We start from the raw sequence: 15,248 nt of genomic DNA, 5'->3' as shown, positions 1-15,248 counted from the left end.
AGAAGCGTGCGGTATATAGATACCGCACCTGGCGGCGCGAGGCGGCATAAGAAAGGGAGTGGATTCTGTCTCCCATCGTCTGACCACGGTAGACAGGGTTCAACGCCAACGACGGAAAATCAGCGACGTGTTGACCCCGCCAAAGGCGAAGTTGTTGTTCATCACGTATTCGTGGCTCATCGAGCGGAATTCGTTGCGCAGGTAGTCGAGCTTGCCGCACTGGGGATCGACTTCGTCCAGGTTGAAGGTGTGCACATAGCGGTCGCGGTTCATCATTTCGATGCTGAACCAGGACTCCAGCGCCCCGCAGGCCCCCAGCGTATGGCCGAGAAAGCTTTTCTGCGAGCTGATGGGCATGTGTTCGCCGAACAGGCTGCTGGTGGCCAGGGTTTCGGCGATGTCGCCCTGCTCGGTGGCGGTGCCGTGGCCATTGACGTAGCCGATGGCAGCGGGCGCAAGGCCGGCGTCCTCCAGGGCCAGCTCCATCGCCCGGCGCATGGTGGCCTGTTCAGGACGGGTGGCGTGCTGGCCGTCGGCATTGCTGCCGAAGCCGACGACTTCGGCATGAATGCGAGCGCCACGCGCCAGGGCATGTTCCAGTTCTTCAAGGACCAGCATGCCGGCGCCTTCGCCGATCACCAGGCCATCGCGGTCCTTGTCATAGGGGCGCGGACTGGTGTTGGGCGCATCGTTCTTCAGGCTGGTGGCGTAGAGGGCGTCGAAGACCATCGCTTCGGTCGGGCACAGCTCTTCCGCGCCGCCGGCCAGCATCAATGGCAACCGGCCGAACTTGATCGCCTCGTAGGCATAGCCGATGCCATGGCTGCCGCTGGTGCAGGCGCTGGACGTGGGGATCATCCTCCCGGTAAGCCCGAAGAAGATGCTGATATTGGCCGCCGTCGTATGGGGCATCATCCGCACGTAGGAATTGGCGTTCAGCCCTTCGGCCACGCCGTTGAGCAGCATGTTGCCGAATGCCTTGACCTCGTCGGTGCTGCCGGTGGACGAACCGCAGGAAACGCCCATGCGCCCGTCCTTGATCGATTCGTCATGCAGCAGGCCAGCGTCGGCCAGGGCTTGTTCCGCAGCACTCACCGCCATCCGGGAGACCCGGCCCATGCTGCGCAACTGCTTGCGTGTCCAGTGGGCGGGGACCTGGAAATCATCCACAGGCCCGGCCAGGCGCGTATTCAATTCGGTGAAACGATCCCACTCATGCATGCGCCGGATGCCGCTGCGGTTGGCGGCGAAGTTGGCGGCGATGGTTTCCCAGTCGCTGCCTACGGAGGTGATGCCGGCCATGCCGGTGACGACGACACGCTTCATCAGCACAAGCCTCCGTTGACGGCCAGGACCTGCCGGGTGATGTAGCCGGCCTCGGCGGACATCAGGAAGTTCACCGCGCCGGCGACTTCTTCCGGGGTGCCCATGCGTTGGGCGGGGATCATTTTCATCAATTCTTCCACGGGCACGTTTTCATCGAGCATAGCGGTATCGATCAGGCCGGGCGCGACGCAGTTGACGGTGATCTTGCGCTTGCCCAGTTCGATCGCCAACGCCTTGGCCGCGCCGATCAATCCGGCCTTCGAGGCGCTGTAATTGACCTGGCCACGGTTGCCGATCAGCCCCGAGACCGAGGTGATGCAGACGATTCGTCCGGCGGCGCGACGACGGATCATCGGCATCATCACCGGGTGCAGCACGTTGTAGAAACCGTCGAGATTGGTGCGCAGCACGCTGTCCCAGTCCTCTTCGCTCAAGGCCGGGAAGGCCCCGTCGCGGGTCAGGCCAGCGTTGAGTACCACGCCGTAATAGGCGCCGTGAGTCTCGACATCCGCTTCGAGAATGGCCTTGCAGGCGGCGCGGTCGGAGACGTCGAATTGCAGCACCCGGGCGTTGCGGCCCAAGGCCTGGATTTCAACCTGAACAGCGTTGGCCTCGGCACGACCGCTGCGGCAATGCAGCACGATGTCATGCCCGGCCTGGGCCAGGCGCAGGGCGATGGCGCGGCCGATACCACGGCTGGAGCCGGTGACCAGTACGGATTCAGTCATGGCTGGTTTCCTGTTGCGGACGGTTCATGAAGATAGTGGGCCGCCTGGGGTGGGCGGAATACGTTCAGCCGAGCGCTGGCATGAATGCCGGGTGCTTCGATATGGCACTCGAATACACCCATGCCGTTGTCGTCTTCCAGGGACCGCATGCCATGGATGCTCAGCTCGCTGCCGGCTGGAAAATATTCGACGTTGCACTCGAACTTACGGGTGCCGAGTAAAAAGCCCAGCGCCACGGCGTCGCCACGCTGGCGTGCATGACAACCGGCGAAGGCCGCGACGCTCTGGGCCATCAGCTCGATGCCGACCCAGGCCGGCATTGCGCCATTGTCGAGGCTGAACAGACCGCCGGGCTTGACGGTGGCATGGGTACGGATCTGTTCATCATCGAACGCCACGACGCGGTCGATAAGGATCATGTCACCCGCGTGGGGCAGCAGCTCGGCGAGCGGCCAATTGATCATGGGGCGTCTCCGATAATCAGGCTGACGTTGTTGCCGCCGAAGGCGAACGAATTGCTCATCAGGCGGCGGGGCACGGTCGGGTCCAGGCGGCTGTGGGCGTCGGTCCAGGCCAGGGGCGGCAGGTCGGGGTCGGCCTGACCGTCCCAGACATGCGGCGGCAGGGCCCCTGCGGTGTTTTCGGCGCTCAGGCACAACCAGCAGAATGCCGCTTCCAGTGCCCCGGCAGCGCCGAGTGTGTGGCCGGTCATGGGCTTGGTGGAGGAGCAGGGCACGCCCGCCGCGAACAGCCCGGCCACCGCGAGGCTTTCCATGGCGTCGTTGTGTTGCGTGGCGGTGCCGTGCAGGTTCAGGTAGTCGATCTGGCTGGCCTCGAGACCTGCGCAGCGCAAGGCTTTTTCCATGGCCTGGCGCGCCCCGCGACCGCTGGGCTCCGGGGCGGAAATATGGTGGGCATCGGAGCTGGCGCCGTCGCCCAGCAGGGCAATCGGCGCGCCTTCGCCAGGCGTCTTGCTCATGAGAAACAGCACAGCCGCTTCGCCGATGTTGATGCCGCTGCGGTTCACCGAAAACGGATTGCAGCGCTCCTGGGAGACTGCTTCGAGCGCCGAGAACCCGTTGAGGGTCAACTTGCACAGGCTGTCCACGCCACCGCAGAGCACCGCGTCGCACAGGCCCAGGTCGAGCAGCCGTCGGGCGCTCATCAAGGCACGGGCACTGGACGTGCAGGCCGTGGAGATCACATAGGAGGGACCGCTCAGGCCAAGCCAGTCGGACAGGAAGTTGGCCGGCGCGCTGAGTTCCTGTTGCTGGTAATCGTAACCCGCGGGAAAGTGTTGCTCGCGCAGGTAATGGGCGATGCCATGGCTGGCTTCGTCGATCCCCGAGGTGCTGGTGCCCAGGACAATGCCGATGCGGGCGCGACCATAGGCCTGGATGGCCCGGTCGATCTCGGGGCGAATCTGCAATCCGGCTTCCAGCAGCAACTGATTGTTGCGGCTGCCATGGGCCGCGAGGGCGTGGGGGATGGGCGCCAGTTCACCCGCTACAGCCGCCACCGGCAACGCCCGTTCGGCCACCCAGCCTTCCTCGACCCGCAGGCCCGAGCAATCGCCGGCGAACAGATGGCGGGCAACGCTGTGTTTATCGCGGCCCAGGGCACAGATCACACCGAGGGCATTCAAATAGGCGGTCATGGGGGGCTCTCGGTCAACGACGTGATGCGGTAGCGCGGGCCTTCGGGCAGGCTCAGTTCAAAATCCAGCGGCTGCTTGTAGCGCACCTGCCAACGGGAATCCAGGGTTCGTTGCTGCGGTTGTTCCTGGCGCCGGGCCGCGGGGTAATTATCGAACAGTTCGGCTTCGGGCGTCAGGGCAAACAACAGCGCGGCGAACAATTCCCGGGCCTCGGCATTGGGTGGTAGCAGCCCATCGGCCTGCCACTGGCCATCGACCAGGCGTTGCCGGGCTTGTGGAATCCCCAGCGGGTCCATCATCGACCAGCGAATGCCGGCGCCTTCGCGCTGGACCACCAGCAGCCAATCCTGGCGCTGGCCGTCCAACTGGCGCTCGATGTGCAATTGCAACGGCAGGGCCAGGGTTGGCGTGCGCTCAGGCAGAGGTGCGTGGCTGGCGCAGGCGCTGAGCAGCAACAGGCAGCCCCATAACAAGCTGTGGAAGAACGCCGTTCGCCTCATCCTGCAGCTCCTTCGAGCGGTTTGCGGGCTACCACGTTGACCAGGGTTTCCTCTCGCTGGCCGAACGGCTTGGGACGGCGCAGGCCCCAGCGCTCCAGCAGGCCGAAGTCCTTGGCGCGGCTCCACCACAGGTAGGGATAGGACACATTGCGGTCCTCGAACCGGAAGCCTTGGCGACGAATCATCTCCAGGTACTGCGCGGCGCTTTTCTGTACCTGCATGGGATGACGGAACAGCCAGCGGATCACCCAGGTATCGATATAGGCCTCGGTGGACTCGGCGAACATCAGGTAGCCGCCGGGCTTGAGCACACGATGGAACTCGGCGAGGGCTTTTTCCTGCTCCACCAGATGATGGAAAGTCTGGTGACAGAACAACAGGTCGACGCTGGCATCCGGTACCGCCAGCACCGCGCAGTCGCTGCCGATCAGCTCCACGGCCATGCCCTGGCGCTCGGCTTCTTCGGCACTCAGTGCGAGGCTGTGGGGATCGGCGTCGACCCCGATCAGCCGTTGCGGCGCGAATACCTGACGCAGGTACTGGAACGACTTGCCCTGTCCGCAACCCGCGTCCAGCAGCACCGGGTTGGCGGGCAATGGATGGTCGAACAGGCTGCGCAAGTCATTGATCGCCACGCGCAGCACATGGTGCTGCCAGGTATGGCTGCGCAGGAACCAGAAGCCGAAGCGGGTTTCTTCGACGTAACTGTCGCTCAGGTAGCTCATGGTCGCTCCCTCATGGCGCCGTGCTCGCACAGATTTCCGAGAGCATGCGCAGCCGGCGCTTGGGTTCGCTGACGAAAGGGTTGCGTTCATCCCAGGCATAGCCGGCCAGGATCGAACTGATCATGCGACGGATATCCGCTGAGCCTTCGGTGTAATAAATCACGTCCTGGAAGGTGCCGGCGTACCAGCCTTCGACGTAGCAGCGGAAGGTATCGACGCCGCGCTTGAGTGGTTCGGTGAATTCGCCCTGCCAGTCCACGCTGTCGCCCTGCAACTGGCGATGGAGCACGTCGGCGGCCATGCTCGCCGAACGCATGGCGATGGTCACGCCGGAGGAAAACACCGGGTCGAGGAATTCGGCGGCGTTGCCCAGCAGGGCAAAGCCTGGACCGTGCAAGGTTTTCACGTTGGCGGAGTAGCCGCCAATGGTCCGCGCCGGGGTGTCCCAGACCGCATGGGCCAGCACGCCGGACAGGCTGGGGGTTTCGTCGATGAAGCCGCGCAGGCAGGCATCAAGGTCGTCGGTGCGGCCGGCGAAATGTTCCGCCGCCGCGACCACACCCACCGAGCAGCGCCCGCCGCTGAATGGAATGGTCCAGAACCATATGTCGCGTTTGCTGGGGTGAGTGGTGATCAGGATCTTTTCACGGTCGAACGCCGGAGCATCGATCCGGTCTTCGATGTGCGTGAACACCGCTTGGCGTACCGGGAAATTCGACGGCGCTTCCAGGTCCAGCAAGCGTGGCAGGACCCGGCCATAGCCGCTGGCGTCGAGCACGAATTGCGCCTCGACGCGGTACTCGCTGCCGTCCTCGCGCAGCACCCCCAGTTGCGGTTTGGCGAGGGTGAAGTCAGCGCTGGCGATGGCTTCGCCATAACGGATCTCCACCCCTTGCAACGCCGCCTGGTCGGCCAGCAATTTGTCGAAGTCTGCGCGCTGGACCTGGAAGGTAGTGGGTTTGCCTTCACTGAACGTGTCACCGAAATCGAAGGCGCTGTAGCGCTCGCCCCAGACGAAGGCCGCGCCATTCTTGCGCTGGAAACCGGCGGCATTCACCGCCTCCAGCATGCCAGCCTCTTCGACGAAGTCCAGGCAATGGGACAACAGGCTCTCGCCGATGGAGAAGCGCGGGAAATGCTGGCGCTCGATCACCAGCACATCGTGGCCCTTGCGCTTGAGCAGCGCGGCAGCGATGGCGCCGGAAGGGCCTGCGCCGATGATGACGACCTGGCGACGTTCCATTTCAATCGTAGACATGTGGACTCCTTGCCGAGGCAGCGATGTTCGAATGAGTAGTCTTCATTGGGTCGATTCCTGCGCGGGCATTCGGTGTGCCTGGCGTCCGGCCCAAGGCGCCAGCAGGAAGCTGAACGCCAGCCCCAGGCTGACCGCCAGGCCGAAATTGCTCACCGCCGGTGTGCTGGAAAGCGCCAGCAGGCCGAACGACAGCCAGGTAGTGACCGCCGCCAGCAGCGTGCCCAGCAGGCTCACTGCGGCACCGCCGATCTGTTCGCGCATCAGGATTGCGTAGTCGACACCGATGGCGGTGACCAGCAACAGGCCGAACAGGCTGAACAAGGTCAGCGGCTGTCCCAGCCAACCGAGGCTCGCCAGGCTACACAGCGCCGCCAGCAGTGGCAGGGCGACGATGCGCAGGGCTGCGCCGACACCGAAGGGCCAGATCAGCAACAGCACAATCAGCACGCAGGAGGCCAGCTTCAACTCGGCGGCGCTGATTTGCGTGGCGGCGAACACCCGGTTCAGGTCCCCCAGGCGATCCACCAGCTGTACGCCGGGCAAGTCCACCGCCTGCACCCGCAGCAGCGCCGCATCGTTCAAGCCCTGCAGGCTGACCACTGCCGCCACGCCCTGCTCTGCGTCCAGCCCCGTCGGACCGAGCCAGAGCGTGCGATACGGCTCGGCCAGCGGCCCGCTGAGCGCGGCATCTATATCGGTCACGGGCAAGGCCTGCAATTGCGCCAGTTCCGCCTGCAACGCGCTGACGGGTACCCCCAGGTCCAGCAGCGGTTGCCAGAACGCCGGCAGTCGGGCCAGGGCTTCACGGACTTTCTGCTGTTCGGCGGGCGCGCTGACCAACTGATTCAGCGACAGGTAGCCTTGGAGTTTTTCCAGGCCGACCAGTTGGTCCAGACGCTCGTTGAGTGCGGTCTGGCGTTCCAGCAGTTGAGCCTGATCCTTGGCGCGGATCAGGAAGAACTGGCTGGTGGGTTGGAAACCGGTGATGCGGGCGATGACCTGAGCTTCCTCGGTCAAGTGTCGAGGTGTGCCGATCCATTGGCGGATATCGTTTTTCGTGGTCAGGTGCCACAGCCCGCCGGCGCAGAAGATCAACAGCAGCGCCAGCAAGATCGGTGTGCACATCCGCGCCAGCAGCGCTTGGCGAAGTTCGAGCAGGCGTTCGCAAAGCCGCAACGGCCATTGGGCCGGACGCAGTTCCACGCCGTTGAGCAGCGCGGGCAGCAGGCAGACCGCCGTCAGGTAGGCCCCGGCCAACCCGGCGGCGGAAAAGATTGCGATCTGGGTCAGCGCCGGGAACGGAGTCCAGGCCAGGGCCAGATAACCGATGCAGGTGGTCGCCAGGCTCAGGCTCAGCCCCGGCAGGGTCAGGCGCAGGGCCGGCCAACTGCGCCATGGCTTGAGCCTCCAGCTCTTGGACAGGTAATGCAACGGATAATCCACCGCCACGCCGATCAGGCTGGAGCCCAGCACCAGGGTCATGACATGCATGCGTCCGAACAGCGCCACGCAGGCCACCGCGCCAAACAGCATGCCCACCAGCACGGGCACGAACGCCAGCCACACACGCAGGCGCCGGAAGGCCAGTAACAGCAGCAACAGGATGCCGACCGTTGCGCCACCGCCGACCCAGGTGATTTCCCGCGAGGCCTGCTGCTGCCCGTTGGCGGCGTACAGCAGGCCACTGGCGGCCAGCAATTGCCCCTGTGCCTGGCCTGCCTGGTCGCGGCTGCGTTGCAACAGCTCGGCCACTTGCAACGGCAGGTTCATGTCGAAGGCATTGCCATGGGTGCGGGCCCGCAGCATCACCCAGTGTTTGCCGTCGGCTTCGGCCACCAGTGCACCGCTGCCCACGTCCAGTTGCACCGCGCCGCGTTGGGGCTGGCTGTTCTGGATTCGGGTGGTCAGGCCGAGCCAGTCGTCCTGGCTCGGCACCAGGCTGAAGCCGTTGAACGGGTCGAACAGGGCCTGCACCCGTTGCTGGATGAAGGCCTGGGGCTGTTCGATCAATTGCTGCCGGTCTGGCGCCGAGAGCATCGCCAGCCGCCCGTTGAGCAATTGCGTGCGCAACGCCGGCAGATCGGCTTGCAGGGTCCATTGGACCTTGTCGAACAACCCGCTCGCCTGCCATTGCTCGCCGAGGGTCTGCGCCAGGACGATGGCCCGTTGGCGATCGTCATGGCCCACCAGCACCAGTACTTCGCGGTTCAGCGGCTCCTGCATGCGCTGTTCGGCGATAAGCTCCAGAGCGTCGGGGGAGGTGCCCGGCACCAATTCCATGAGGTTGGCCGACAATGGCGCGCCGTTACGCCACTGCCAGCCGGCCAGCGCCAAAACCGCCAGCAGCAGGATCAGGAACAGCCGCGGCAGCGTGCGCTCACTCGGCAAAGTCATGTTGCTCCGCTTCGCTCAAGGGCTGCGCGCTGGTGCTGTCCTGCATGCGCAGCACGGTGCTGTCGCCTTGGGTTTCCAGCAGTTCGATGCGCTGCACCAGTTCACCGCCGTCGATGTTGATCTGGTTGAAGACTTGTTTGAGCAACACCGAGCGTGGGGTCAGGGTGAGCTTCCATTGCTGCGGCGTACCCGACAGGCTCAGCTCGAAATCCCGTTGCAGGCCACTGCTGTCGCCCTGCAACACGGCCAGGAACAAGCGGTTCTGCTCGGCGCCGGCGCTCTTGTTGGGCAGCACCTGCCAGGTGTTGCCTTCGCGCCGGGCAATGCCTTTGGCAGTGATCCGATAGTCCTGTTGCAACGGGGTTTGCAAAAGCCATAGCAGGCCGTGTTGTTTGGCCAGGACAAAAAGCCCCTTGCTGGTGAGGGGCTGGGACAGGGCGCGCAGGTGTTTTTCCTGGATGAATTGTCCGTGGATCACTTCCGGACGGGCCAGTTGATCGCTCAACTGTTGCAAGTCAAAAGCCTGGGCCAGGGGCGCCAGGCAGCACAGCCACAACCAGAGAAACAGGCGCTTCATGGCAGTTTCCTTTCTACGGCGTCGACAAAGACCCGGGGCGAGGCCAGCAGCATTTCGCGAGTCGCGATGTTCACCGCCACCTGCACCGAGCTGGCGCGGGTCAGGCGTTCGCCGGTCGCTGCGTCGCTGATCAGGTAATGGATCTTCAAGCGGTTCTCCCACTCCACCAGGCTGGCGCGCACGGTCAGCACCTGGCCGAACACGGCGCTGCGTACATAGCGCAACTGCAAGTCGATCACCGGCCAGGCATGGCCGGATTCGAGCATATCGTTGTAGTTGTGGCCGATCAGGTCGAGCAGCGCACAGCGGGCCACTTCCAGGTATTTGACGTAATGGCCGTGCCAGACCACGTTCATCGAATCGACATCGAAAAACGGCACCACGACCTGGGTGTCGACATGCAGCACGCCCTGACTACGCATGCAGCCTCCAATGCTGTCCGGCGATGCGTTGCAGGCACAGACGCAGTTCGCCTTCCAGGGCGCGGTCTTCGATGACGGGCGGGAAATCCTCGGCCAACTGCGCGTGCATGGCGGCCAAGGCTGGCGGTAGCGGTCGGGCGTCTTCGGCGCGGCTGCGCAGCCATACGCCCTGGTTGGCCGCCAGTAGCGTCGCGGCGGCGACTTGCTCGGTCAGCTCCAGCACGCGGATCGCGTCCCGGGCGGCGATGGTGCCCATGCTGACCTTGTCCTGGTTGTGGCACTCGGTGGAACGTGAGAAGACGCTGGCCGGCAGGGTGTTTTTCAAGGCTTCGGCAGTCCAGGCGCTGGCGCCGATCTGCACGGCCTTGAAGCCATGGTTGAGCATCGCCCGCTCGGCGCTGGCGCCGGACAGGTTGCTCGGCAGGCCATGGTTGTAGCGTTCGTCCACCAGCAGGGCGAGCTGGCGGTCCAGCAGGTCGGCGACGTTGGCCACCAGATTCTTGAGGCTGTCCATGGCGAAGGCGATATGCCCGCCATAGAAATGCCCGCCATGCAGCACCCGTTCGGCTTCGGCGTCGATAATCGGGTTGTCGTTGGCGCTGTTGAGTTCGGTCTCGATGAACGACCGCAGCCAGCCCAGGCTGTCGGCCAGCACGCCGAGCACGTGGGGCGCGCAGCGCAGGGAGTAGCGATCCTGCAGACGGTGCAGCGGCGCGGTCGGGGCGTCGATCGCCAGGTCCTGGCGCAGCCACGCGGCCACTTGCGTCTGCCCCGGATGGGGCTTGGCGGCGAACAGGCGCTCGTCGAAGTGTTCCGGGTTGCCTTGCAGGGCGACCACGTTCAGCGCGGTGATGCGGGTGGCCAGTTGCAGCAGGTAGTCGGCCCGGGCGAAGGCGAGGCAGGCCAGGCCGGTCATCACGGCGGTGCCGTTCATCAGCGCCAGGGCTTCCTTGGGGCGCAGCACCAACGGGGTCCAGCCCAGCTCGCGGTGTACGTCGGCGGCCGAGCGGCGCTCGCCACGGAACATCACTTCGCGTTCGCCGGACAGGGTCGCGGCCACGTAAGACAGCGGCGTCAGGTCGCCGCTGGCGCCCACCGAACCTTCTTCGGGGATCAACGGCAGAATGTCATGTTCGAGGAAGCCCTGGAGCCGCTCCAGCAGCTCCACTCGCACCCCGGATACGCCGTGGCACAGCGACTGCAAACGCGCCGCCAGCACCGCGCGCGTGGCCTGGGCGTCCAGCAACTTGCCCAGGCCACAGCCGTGGAATGTGTACAGGTGACGCGGCAGGGCCTCGACGTGGTGCAGTGGTACGGCCACGACGCAGGAATCGCCATAGCCGGTGGTCACGCCGTAGATCACGCCTTCCTTGTCCAACAAGGAATCGAGGAACTGCGCGCCCTTGGCGATGCGCTGGCGGAACCCAGGCTCGTCCTGCAGTTGCGTCGGCGCCTGACGGTTGGCCAGGGCCAGCACGTCTTCGATGCGCAAGGGGCGTTCGCCGAAGGTTACCGGCTCAAGAGTGGGCATCGTCATCGGTCTTCCAGAAAGGGTAAAAGTTGAACCACTGTTGCGGGGCTTCGAGGCAATACTGCGCCAGGCGCTCGGCGTACTGACCGGCCCAGTGGGCGATCACTTGCTCGCGGTCGCCGCGTTTCCACACCACGGCCTCGGCGAACGGTTCGAGGGTGACCCGATAACGCCCCTCGTGCTTGAGGCACATGAGCAGGTTGGCCGGGCATTTCAACAGGCCGGCCAGCAACCACGGTCCCTGGGGAAACGCGGCGGGAGAGCCCATGAAATCTACGGTCACGCTGCGTCCGCCGTGCAGCGGTACGCGGTCGCCGGCGATGGCCAGCCATTCGCCGCGTTCCAGGCGCTCGCTGAGCTGCAACATGATCACCGGATCCAGCTCGCTGACCTGGATCAGTCGCAGGTGCGTGGCACCGGCCTCGCCCAGCAAGCGGTTGAACTGCTCGGCGTGCTTGGTGTGCACCAGCACATTCATGGTCACCTTCTCGCCGAGCTCGGCCAGGGCCCGGCACATTTCGAGGTTGCCCAGGTGAGCGCCCACCAGCATCTGCCCCCGTTCGCCGCGCAGATGGTTGCGCAACAGCGCTGTGTCGACGATTTCGATCTGTTCGATGCCGAGCTTGCCGTTCCAGACGTCGAGTTTGTCCAGCAGGGAGTCGGCGAATGCCATGAATTGCCCGAAGACTCGCCAATGTGTCGGGCGTAGCTCGGTACGGCCGCTCCAGTCGGCCAGGCGCTGCTGGTACTGCCACGCCGCATGCCGGGCGCTGCGGCCGAAGATGAAGAAGTACAGGACGATGCCGTACAGCAACGGGCTCAACAGTCGGCGGCCCAGTACCCTGGCGGCGAACGCGGTGAACTTCATCAGCCAGAAACTGCCGCGTTCCTGGCGATCGGCCCAGTGCTGCTGGTCGCTGCTCATGTCCGCCACCGTCGCCAGAGAATCAGCGGCAGGCGCACCAGCATGCCGAAGAACAGCCGGGTGTGCATGCGGGTAATCAGTACGTTGTCGTGGAACAGGCGGAAATGCGAGACGCCGTCCTGGGGATAGTGAACCCGGGTGCGCAACCAGCGCATCGGCTGGTTGCGCCACGCCAGACGTACCAGGACGTCCGAATCGAAATCCATGCGCTTGCCGATATTCGCCGAGCCAATCAGCGCCAGGGTCACAGGCAGGGGATACACCCGGAAGCCGCACATGGAGTCGCGGATTTGCAGGGACAGGCTGTTGATCCACACCATGACATGGGTCAGGTAGCGGGCGTACAGGCGGCCTTTGGGCACGCTGGCGTCATACTGAGGATAGCCGCAGATCAGCGCATCGGGATAAGTGCGGGACTCGTCAATGAAGCGCTTCACGTCGCCCAGGTCATGCTGCCCATCGGCGTCAACCTGCAAGGCGTGGCTGAACCCCAGGCGCGAGGCTTCCCGCAGGCCCGTCATCACCGCGCCGCCCTTGCCCTGGTTGACCGCCAGCCGGACCAGGTAGACCTGCTCATTCTCGGCCAACTGTTCCAGTACCGCAGCGCAGGCCGGGCTGCTGGCGTCATCCACCAGCACACAGGGCAGGTTATTGTCGAGCAGGGCCCGGACCACCGCCGCGATGGCGGTTTCGTGGTTGTAGACGGGGATGACGGCGCAGGGGTTATGCATCAGCTACTCCCAACACAATCCGCCCGCTGGAGCAGGTGGCCGTGTCATTGCGGTAAGCGAAATAGAGCTTGCCGCGTTCCCGGTCAAAGCGCAGGTGCAGTTGGACCTCATCGCCGGGGCGAATCAGTTGCTGGAATTTCAGCACTTCCATGCCGATGAATCGGGGGGGCAGGTCCAGCAGCTGTCGGCCAAGGCTCAGGGCCCAGTCGACCTGGACCACGCCGGGCAACACCGGCGCGGTGGGAAAATGCCCGCTGAAGTACGCCAGGTCCGGGGGAACCGCCAGTTGCAGGCTCCACTCACCGTCGGCTTCAATTTTCTCCAGCACTTCGGCGGCTTTCGGACGCGGCGCCAACAGCAGGGCTTCGACCTCGGCCTGGGGCAGTTTGCCCTGGGCATTGAAGGGCAACTGCCGTAACCAACGCCAGCGTCGGGGCAGTGCCAAGGGCTCGCAGTGGCCGCTCAGGTGTTGGCGCAAGGCCTCGGTGACGGCGCGTCGTCCCAGGCTACGCAAAGCGTGGAGGCCGGTTTCGTTCAGTACCACCAGCGCGCCGAGAGACGCACGATTTTCCTGTACCACGCCGAGCCGTGCTTCGCTGACCCATTCGTGAGCCAGCAGGGCCTGTTCGAGCATCGGCAGGGAGATGCGTTTTTCTTCGAGCTTGACGATGCGGTCCAACCGGCCAAGCAGTTCGAAGCGCCCGTCGGCCGCGATCCGTACCGCGTCGGCGGTGTGTTCCACATGGCCGGGCGGCAAATAGGGCGAAGCGATCAACAACGCACCGTCGCGGTCCTGGCTCAGCTCGACGCCGGCAAAGGGCAGCCACGCTCCGTCGCCCTGACGCCAGGCGATACCACCGGTTTCCGAACTGCCGAATATTTCCGTCGGCCATTGTCCCAGGCGCTGTTGCAGACTTTGGGCAGCCTCTGTCGGCAACGCGCCGCCGGAAGAAAATACCCGGCGTACGCCGCTCAGGGCTGTCCAATCGAGGTTGTCGCCCATGCGCTTGAGCAGCGCCGGGCTGGCGACCCAGGCAAAGGCCGGGTGTTCACGGCTGGCGCGTTGCAGGTCTTCCGGAAAAGCCACTTGCCGGCGCACGAACGGGCGACCTGCGCACAACGGCCAGAGCACCCGGAACAGCAAGCCATAGATGTGCTGGGCGGCCACACTGCCAATGATGCAGGCCGGCCCCAGGTCGGCGCCCCAGAGTTGTTCCAGGGCCTGTACTTCCTGGCTCAGCTGTCGCAGGTTTTTCTCGATGCGCTTGGGCTCGCCGCTGGAGCCGGAAGTGCACAGGGTCAGCCAGCATAGCGCCGGATCCAGCTCGGCGGGGGACAGCGGTGCTGGCTGCACGTCACGGGGATGGGTGTCGCCGGTTTGGTCGGTCAGCCACAAGTCGACATCCGCCGACCAGCGTTGGCGGGTCTGTGGCTGCAGGTCAGCGGGCAGCAGCACGCGTACTCCGGCGCACCAGGCGCCGAGCAGGGCGATGGCCAGGTCGGCGGCATCTTCCAGGTGCACAGCGACATGGCGTGCCCCCTTGGCCCGCAGGCCTGCGGCCAGGCGCAGTGCCTCGTCCCGCAACTGCGAGTGATCCATGACCGGATCGACTGCCACGAGGCGTTCCGGTCGAGCCTCGAGCAACATCTGCTCAAGCGTTATCCAATTCATGGGCGGCCTCTTACCCGTTGTCGTATGAGCCATTCAATGGCAAACAGCAGCCCCATCAATCCGTAGGAAATCAGGCCGGTGTACAACATCCACCAACTCAGCGGCGCCCAGAGGGTCAGGGCGGCGGCGAGTAAACCGTTACACAGGAAAAACACACACCAGGCCACCGTGACCTGGCGGGTGTAAACCACCGCTTTCGCCGGCAACTGCGGTTCGCGCAGGCGGGCGATGCGTTCGATCATCGGCGGGCCGTACTTCAGGCTCAGGACGAACAGCCCGAGCATGAAGGCGCTGATCAGCACCGGGTACCAGCGCAGCAGGAGCGGGCTGTCGAACAGGGCGAGCAACACGCAGAACACGATCGCCGTCACCGCCATCCAGAGCGTGCCGGGCCCGCCCTTTCCGAGCAATGCGCGGGCCAGCCAGAGGCTACCCAGCAGCAGGCCGAACTGCCACGGAGCGTAGTGCTCCATGCCGAAATACACCGCAAAGGGGTAAAGCAGGCCCGCCAATAGCAGGCCGAGGCCAATCAACCGGCTCATGCGGCCGGTTGGACCAGTCGATAGACCGCCTCGACCACATCGTTGACGGTGCGCACGGACTTGAATTCTTCGGCGGCGATTTTCTTGCCGGTCTGGCGCTTGATGTGGTCGATCAGATCGACCGCGTCGATGCTGTCGATTTCCAGGTCCTGGTACAGGTTCGCATCCAGTGTCACACGCTCCGGTTCCAGCTCGAAGAGCTCGACCAGGGCATCGCGCAGGGTGTTGAAAATGTCATCACGAGTTTGCATGGTCCGGTC

At 64.7% G+C, this 15,248-nt stretch carries 16 protein-coding genes; all 16 read right to left on the bottom strand.

The window, feature by feature from the left end; genetic code table 11:
- Nucleotides 1-99: 99 nt before the first annotated feature.
- The 16 genes from EGM97_RS14635 to EGM97_RS14560 are packed head-to-tail and all read right to left on the bottom strand — an operon-like array spanning nucleotide 100 to nucleotide 15,239.
- Nucleotides 100-1,326 (bottom strand): beta-ketoacyl-ACP synthase, encoded by a 1,227-nt coding sequence (locus EGM97_RS14635; protein WP_053147709.1) that lies wholly within the window; start codon nucleotides 1,324-1,326, stop codon nucleotides 100-102.
- Nucleotides 1,326-2,054, bottom strand: coding sequence for a 3-oxoacyl-ACP reductase FabG (gene fabG, locus EGM97_RS14630; RefSeq protein WP_238961203.1), 729 nt, complete (start codon nucleotides 2,052-2,054; stop codon nucleotides 1,326-1,328). The genes EGM97_RS14635 and fabG overlap by 1 nt, the downstream gene beginning before the upstream one ends.
- Nucleotides 2,051-2,518, bottom strand: a complete 468-nt coding sequence (locus EGM97_RS14625; protein ID WP_238961202.1) for a hotdog family protein — start codon at nucleotides 2,516-2,518, stop codon at nucleotides 2,051-2,053. The genes fabG and EGM97_RS14625 overlap by 4 nt, the downstream gene beginning before the upstream one ends.
- Nucleotides 2,515-3,711 carry a beta-ketoacyl-[acyl-carrier-protein] synthase family protein gene (locus EGM97_RS14620; RefSeq protein ID WP_238961201.1) on the bottom strand — a complete coding sequence of 399 codons (1,197 nt, stop codon included), beginning with the start codon at nucleotides 3,709-3,711 and terminating at the stop codon, nucleotides 2,515-2,517. Before EGM97_RS14620 ends, EGM97_RS14625 begins: the two co-directional genes overlap by 4 nt.
- Complete coding sequence (locus tag EGM97_RS14615) at nucleotides 3,708-4,211, bottom strand: hypothetical protein (RefSeq protein ID WP_238961200.1); 504 nt, start codon at nucleotides 4,209-4,211, stop codon at nucleotides 3,708-3,710. Before EGM97_RS14615 ends, EGM97_RS14620 begins: the two co-directional genes overlap by 4 nt.
- On the bottom strand, nucleotides 4,208-4,936 hold the full coding sequence (locus tag EGM97_RS14610; RefSeq protein ID WP_238961199.1) for a class I SAM-dependent methyltransferase: 729 nt from the start codon (nucleotides 4,934-4,936) through the stop codon (nucleotides 4,208-4,210). The genes EGM97_RS14615 and EGM97_RS14610 overlap by 4 nt, the downstream gene beginning before the upstream one ends.
- A gap of 10 nt (nucleotides 4,937-4,946) precedes the next feature.
- Complete coding sequence (locus EGM97_RS14605) at nucleotides 4,947-6,194, bottom strand: NAD(P)/FAD-dependent oxidoreductase (RefSeq protein WP_238961198.1); 1,248 nt, start codon at nucleotides 6,192-6,194, stop codon at nucleotides 4,947-4,949.
- Between the two features lie 42 nt (nucleotides 6,195-6,236).
- Nucleotides 6,237-8,588 carry an MMPL family transporter gene (locus EGM97_RS14600; protein WP_238961197.1) on the bottom strand — a complete coding sequence of 784 codons (2,352 nt, stop codon included), beginning with the start codon at nucleotides 8,586-8,588 and terminating at the stop codon, nucleotides 6,237-6,239.
- Entirely contained in the window at nucleotides 8,572-9,165 is a 594-nt protein-coding gene (locus EGM97_RS14595; protein WP_238961196.1) for an outer membrane lipoprotein carrier protein LolA, read from the bottom strand. Before EGM97_RS14595 ends, EGM97_RS14600 begins: the two co-directional genes overlap by 17 nt.
- Nucleotides 9,162-9,587, bottom strand: coding sequence for an acyl-CoA thioesterase (locus tag EGM97_RS14590; RefSeq protein ID WP_238961195.1), 426 nt, complete (start codon nucleotides 9,585-9,587; stop codon nucleotides 9,162-9,164). The genes EGM97_RS14595 and EGM97_RS14590 overlap by 4 nt, the downstream gene beginning before the upstream one ends.
- Nucleotides 9,580-11,124, bottom strand: coding sequence for an HAL/PAL/TAL family ammonia-lyase (locus tag EGM97_RS14585; protein WP_238961194.1), 1,545 nt, complete (start codon nucleotides 11,122-11,124; stop codon nucleotides 9,580-9,582). Before EGM97_RS14585 ends, EGM97_RS14590 begins: the two co-directional genes overlap by 8 nt.
- Nucleotides 11,105-12,043, bottom strand: coding sequence for an LpxL/LpxP family acyltransferase (locus EGM97_RS14580; RefSeq protein ID WP_238961193.1), 939 nt, complete (start codon nucleotides 12,041-12,043; stop codon nucleotides 11,105-11,107). The genes EGM97_RS14585 and EGM97_RS14580 overlap by 20 nt, the downstream gene beginning before the upstream one ends.
- Nucleotides 12,040-12,774: a glycosyltransferase family 2 protein gene (locus tag EGM97_RS14575; RefSeq protein ID WP_238961192.1), complete on the bottom strand. Its 735-nt coding sequence runs from the start codon at nucleotides 12,772-12,774 to the stop codon at nucleotides 12,040-12,042. Before EGM97_RS14575 ends, EGM97_RS14580 begins: the two co-directional genes overlap by 4 nt.
- Nucleotides 12,767-14,446 carry an acyl-CoA synthetase family protein gene (locus EGM97_RS14570; RefSeq protein ID WP_238961191.1) on the bottom strand — a complete coding sequence of 560 codons (1,680 nt, stop codon included), beginning with the start codon at nucleotides 14,444-14,446 and terminating at the stop codon, nucleotides 12,767-12,769. Before EGM97_RS14570 ends, EGM97_RS14575 begins: the two co-directional genes overlap by 8 nt.
- Complete coding sequence (locus tag EGM97_RS14565; protein ID WP_238961190.1) at nucleotides 14,443-14,988, bottom strand: COG4648 family protein; 546 nt, start codon at nucleotides 14,986-14,988, stop codon at nucleotides 14,443-14,445. The genes EGM97_RS14570 and EGM97_RS14565 overlap by 4 nt, the downstream gene beginning before the upstream one ends.
- The gene (locus EGM97_RS14560) at nucleotides 14,985-15,239 is read right to left on the bottom strand and encodes an acyl carrier protein (protein ID WP_238961189.1); all 255 of its coding nucleotides are present in this window, start codon (nucleotides 15,237-15,239) and stop codon (nucleotides 14,985-14,987) included. The genes EGM97_RS14565 and EGM97_RS14560 overlap by 4 nt, the downstream gene beginning before the upstream one ends.
- Nucleotides 15,240-15,248 lie beyond the last annotated feature (9 nt).

The sequence above is a fragment of the Pseudomonas sp. AF32 genome, assembly GCF_022342325.2.
GTDB lineage: Bacteria > Pseudomonadota > Gammaproteobacteria > Pseudomonadales > Pseudomonadaceae > Aquipseudomonas > Aquipseudomonas uvaldensis.
Note: the sequence above shows the minus strand (reverse complement) of the source record. Positions and strands in the feature narration are given on the sequence as shown.

Coding starts and splice junctions, on each gene's coding strand:
- EGM97_RS14635 (WP_053147709.1), bottom strand. CDS start 1,326: ATGAAGCGTGTCGTCGTCACCGGCATGGCCGGCATCACCTCCGTAGGC.
- EGM97_RS14605 (WP_238961198.1), bottom strand. CDS start 6,194: ATGTCTACGATTGAAATGGAACGTCGCCAGGTCGTCATCATCGGCGCA.
- EGM97_RS14625 (WP_238961202.1), bottom strand. CDS start 2,518: ATGATCAATTGGCCGCTCGCCGAGCTGCTGCCCCACGCGGGTGACATG.
- fabG (WP_238961203.1), bottom strand. CDS start 2,054: ATGACTGAATCCGTACTGGTCACCGGCTCCAGCCGTGGTATCGGCCGC.
- EGM97_RS14570 (WP_238961191.1), bottom strand. CDS start 14,446: ATGAATTGGATAACGCTTGAGCAGATGTTGCTCGAGGCTCGACCGGAA.
- EGM97_RS14580 (WP_238961193.1), bottom strand. CDS start 12,043: ATGAGCAGCGACCAGCAGCACTGGGCCGATCGCCAGGAACGCGGCAGT.
- EGM97_RS14620 (WP_238961201.1), bottom strand. CDS start 3,711: ATGACCGCCTATTTGAATGCCCTCGGTGTGATCTGTGCCCTGGGCCGC.
- EGM97_RS14595 (WP_238961196.1), bottom strand. CDS start 9,165: ATGAAGCGCCTGTTTCTCTGGTTGTGGCTGTGCTGCCTGGCGCCCCTG.
- EGM97_RS14575 (WP_238961192.1), bottom strand. CDS start 12,774: ATGCATAACCCCTGCGCCGTCATCCCCGTCTACAACCACGAAACCGCC.
- EGM97_RS14590 (WP_238961195.1), bottom strand. CDS start 9,587: ATGCGTAGTCAGGGCGTGCTGCATGTCGACACCCAGGTCGTGGTGCCG.
- EGM97_RS14610 (WP_238961199.1), bottom strand. CDS start 4,936: ATGAGCTACCTGAGCGACAGTTACGTCGAAGAAACCCGCTTCGGCTTC.
- EGM97_RS14560 (WP_238961189.1), bottom strand. CDS start 15,239: ATGCAAACTCGTGATGACATTTTCAACACCCTGCGCGATGCCCTGGTC.
- EGM97_RS14585 (WP_238961194.1), bottom strand. CDS start 11,124: ATGACGATGCCCACTCTTGAGCCGGTAACCTTCGGCGAACGCCCCTTG.
- EGM97_RS14615 (WP_238961200.1), bottom strand. CDS start 4,211: ATGAGGCGAACGGCGTTCTTCCACAGCTTGTTATGGGGCTGCCTGTTG.
- EGM97_RS14600 (WP_238961197.1), bottom strand. CDS start 8,588: ATGACTTTGCCGAGTGAGCGCACGCTGCCGCGGCTGTTCCTGATCCTG.
- EGM97_RS14565 (WP_238961190.1), bottom strand. CDS start 14,988: ATGAGCCGGTTGATTGGCCTCGGCCTGCTATTGGCGGGCCTGCTTTAC.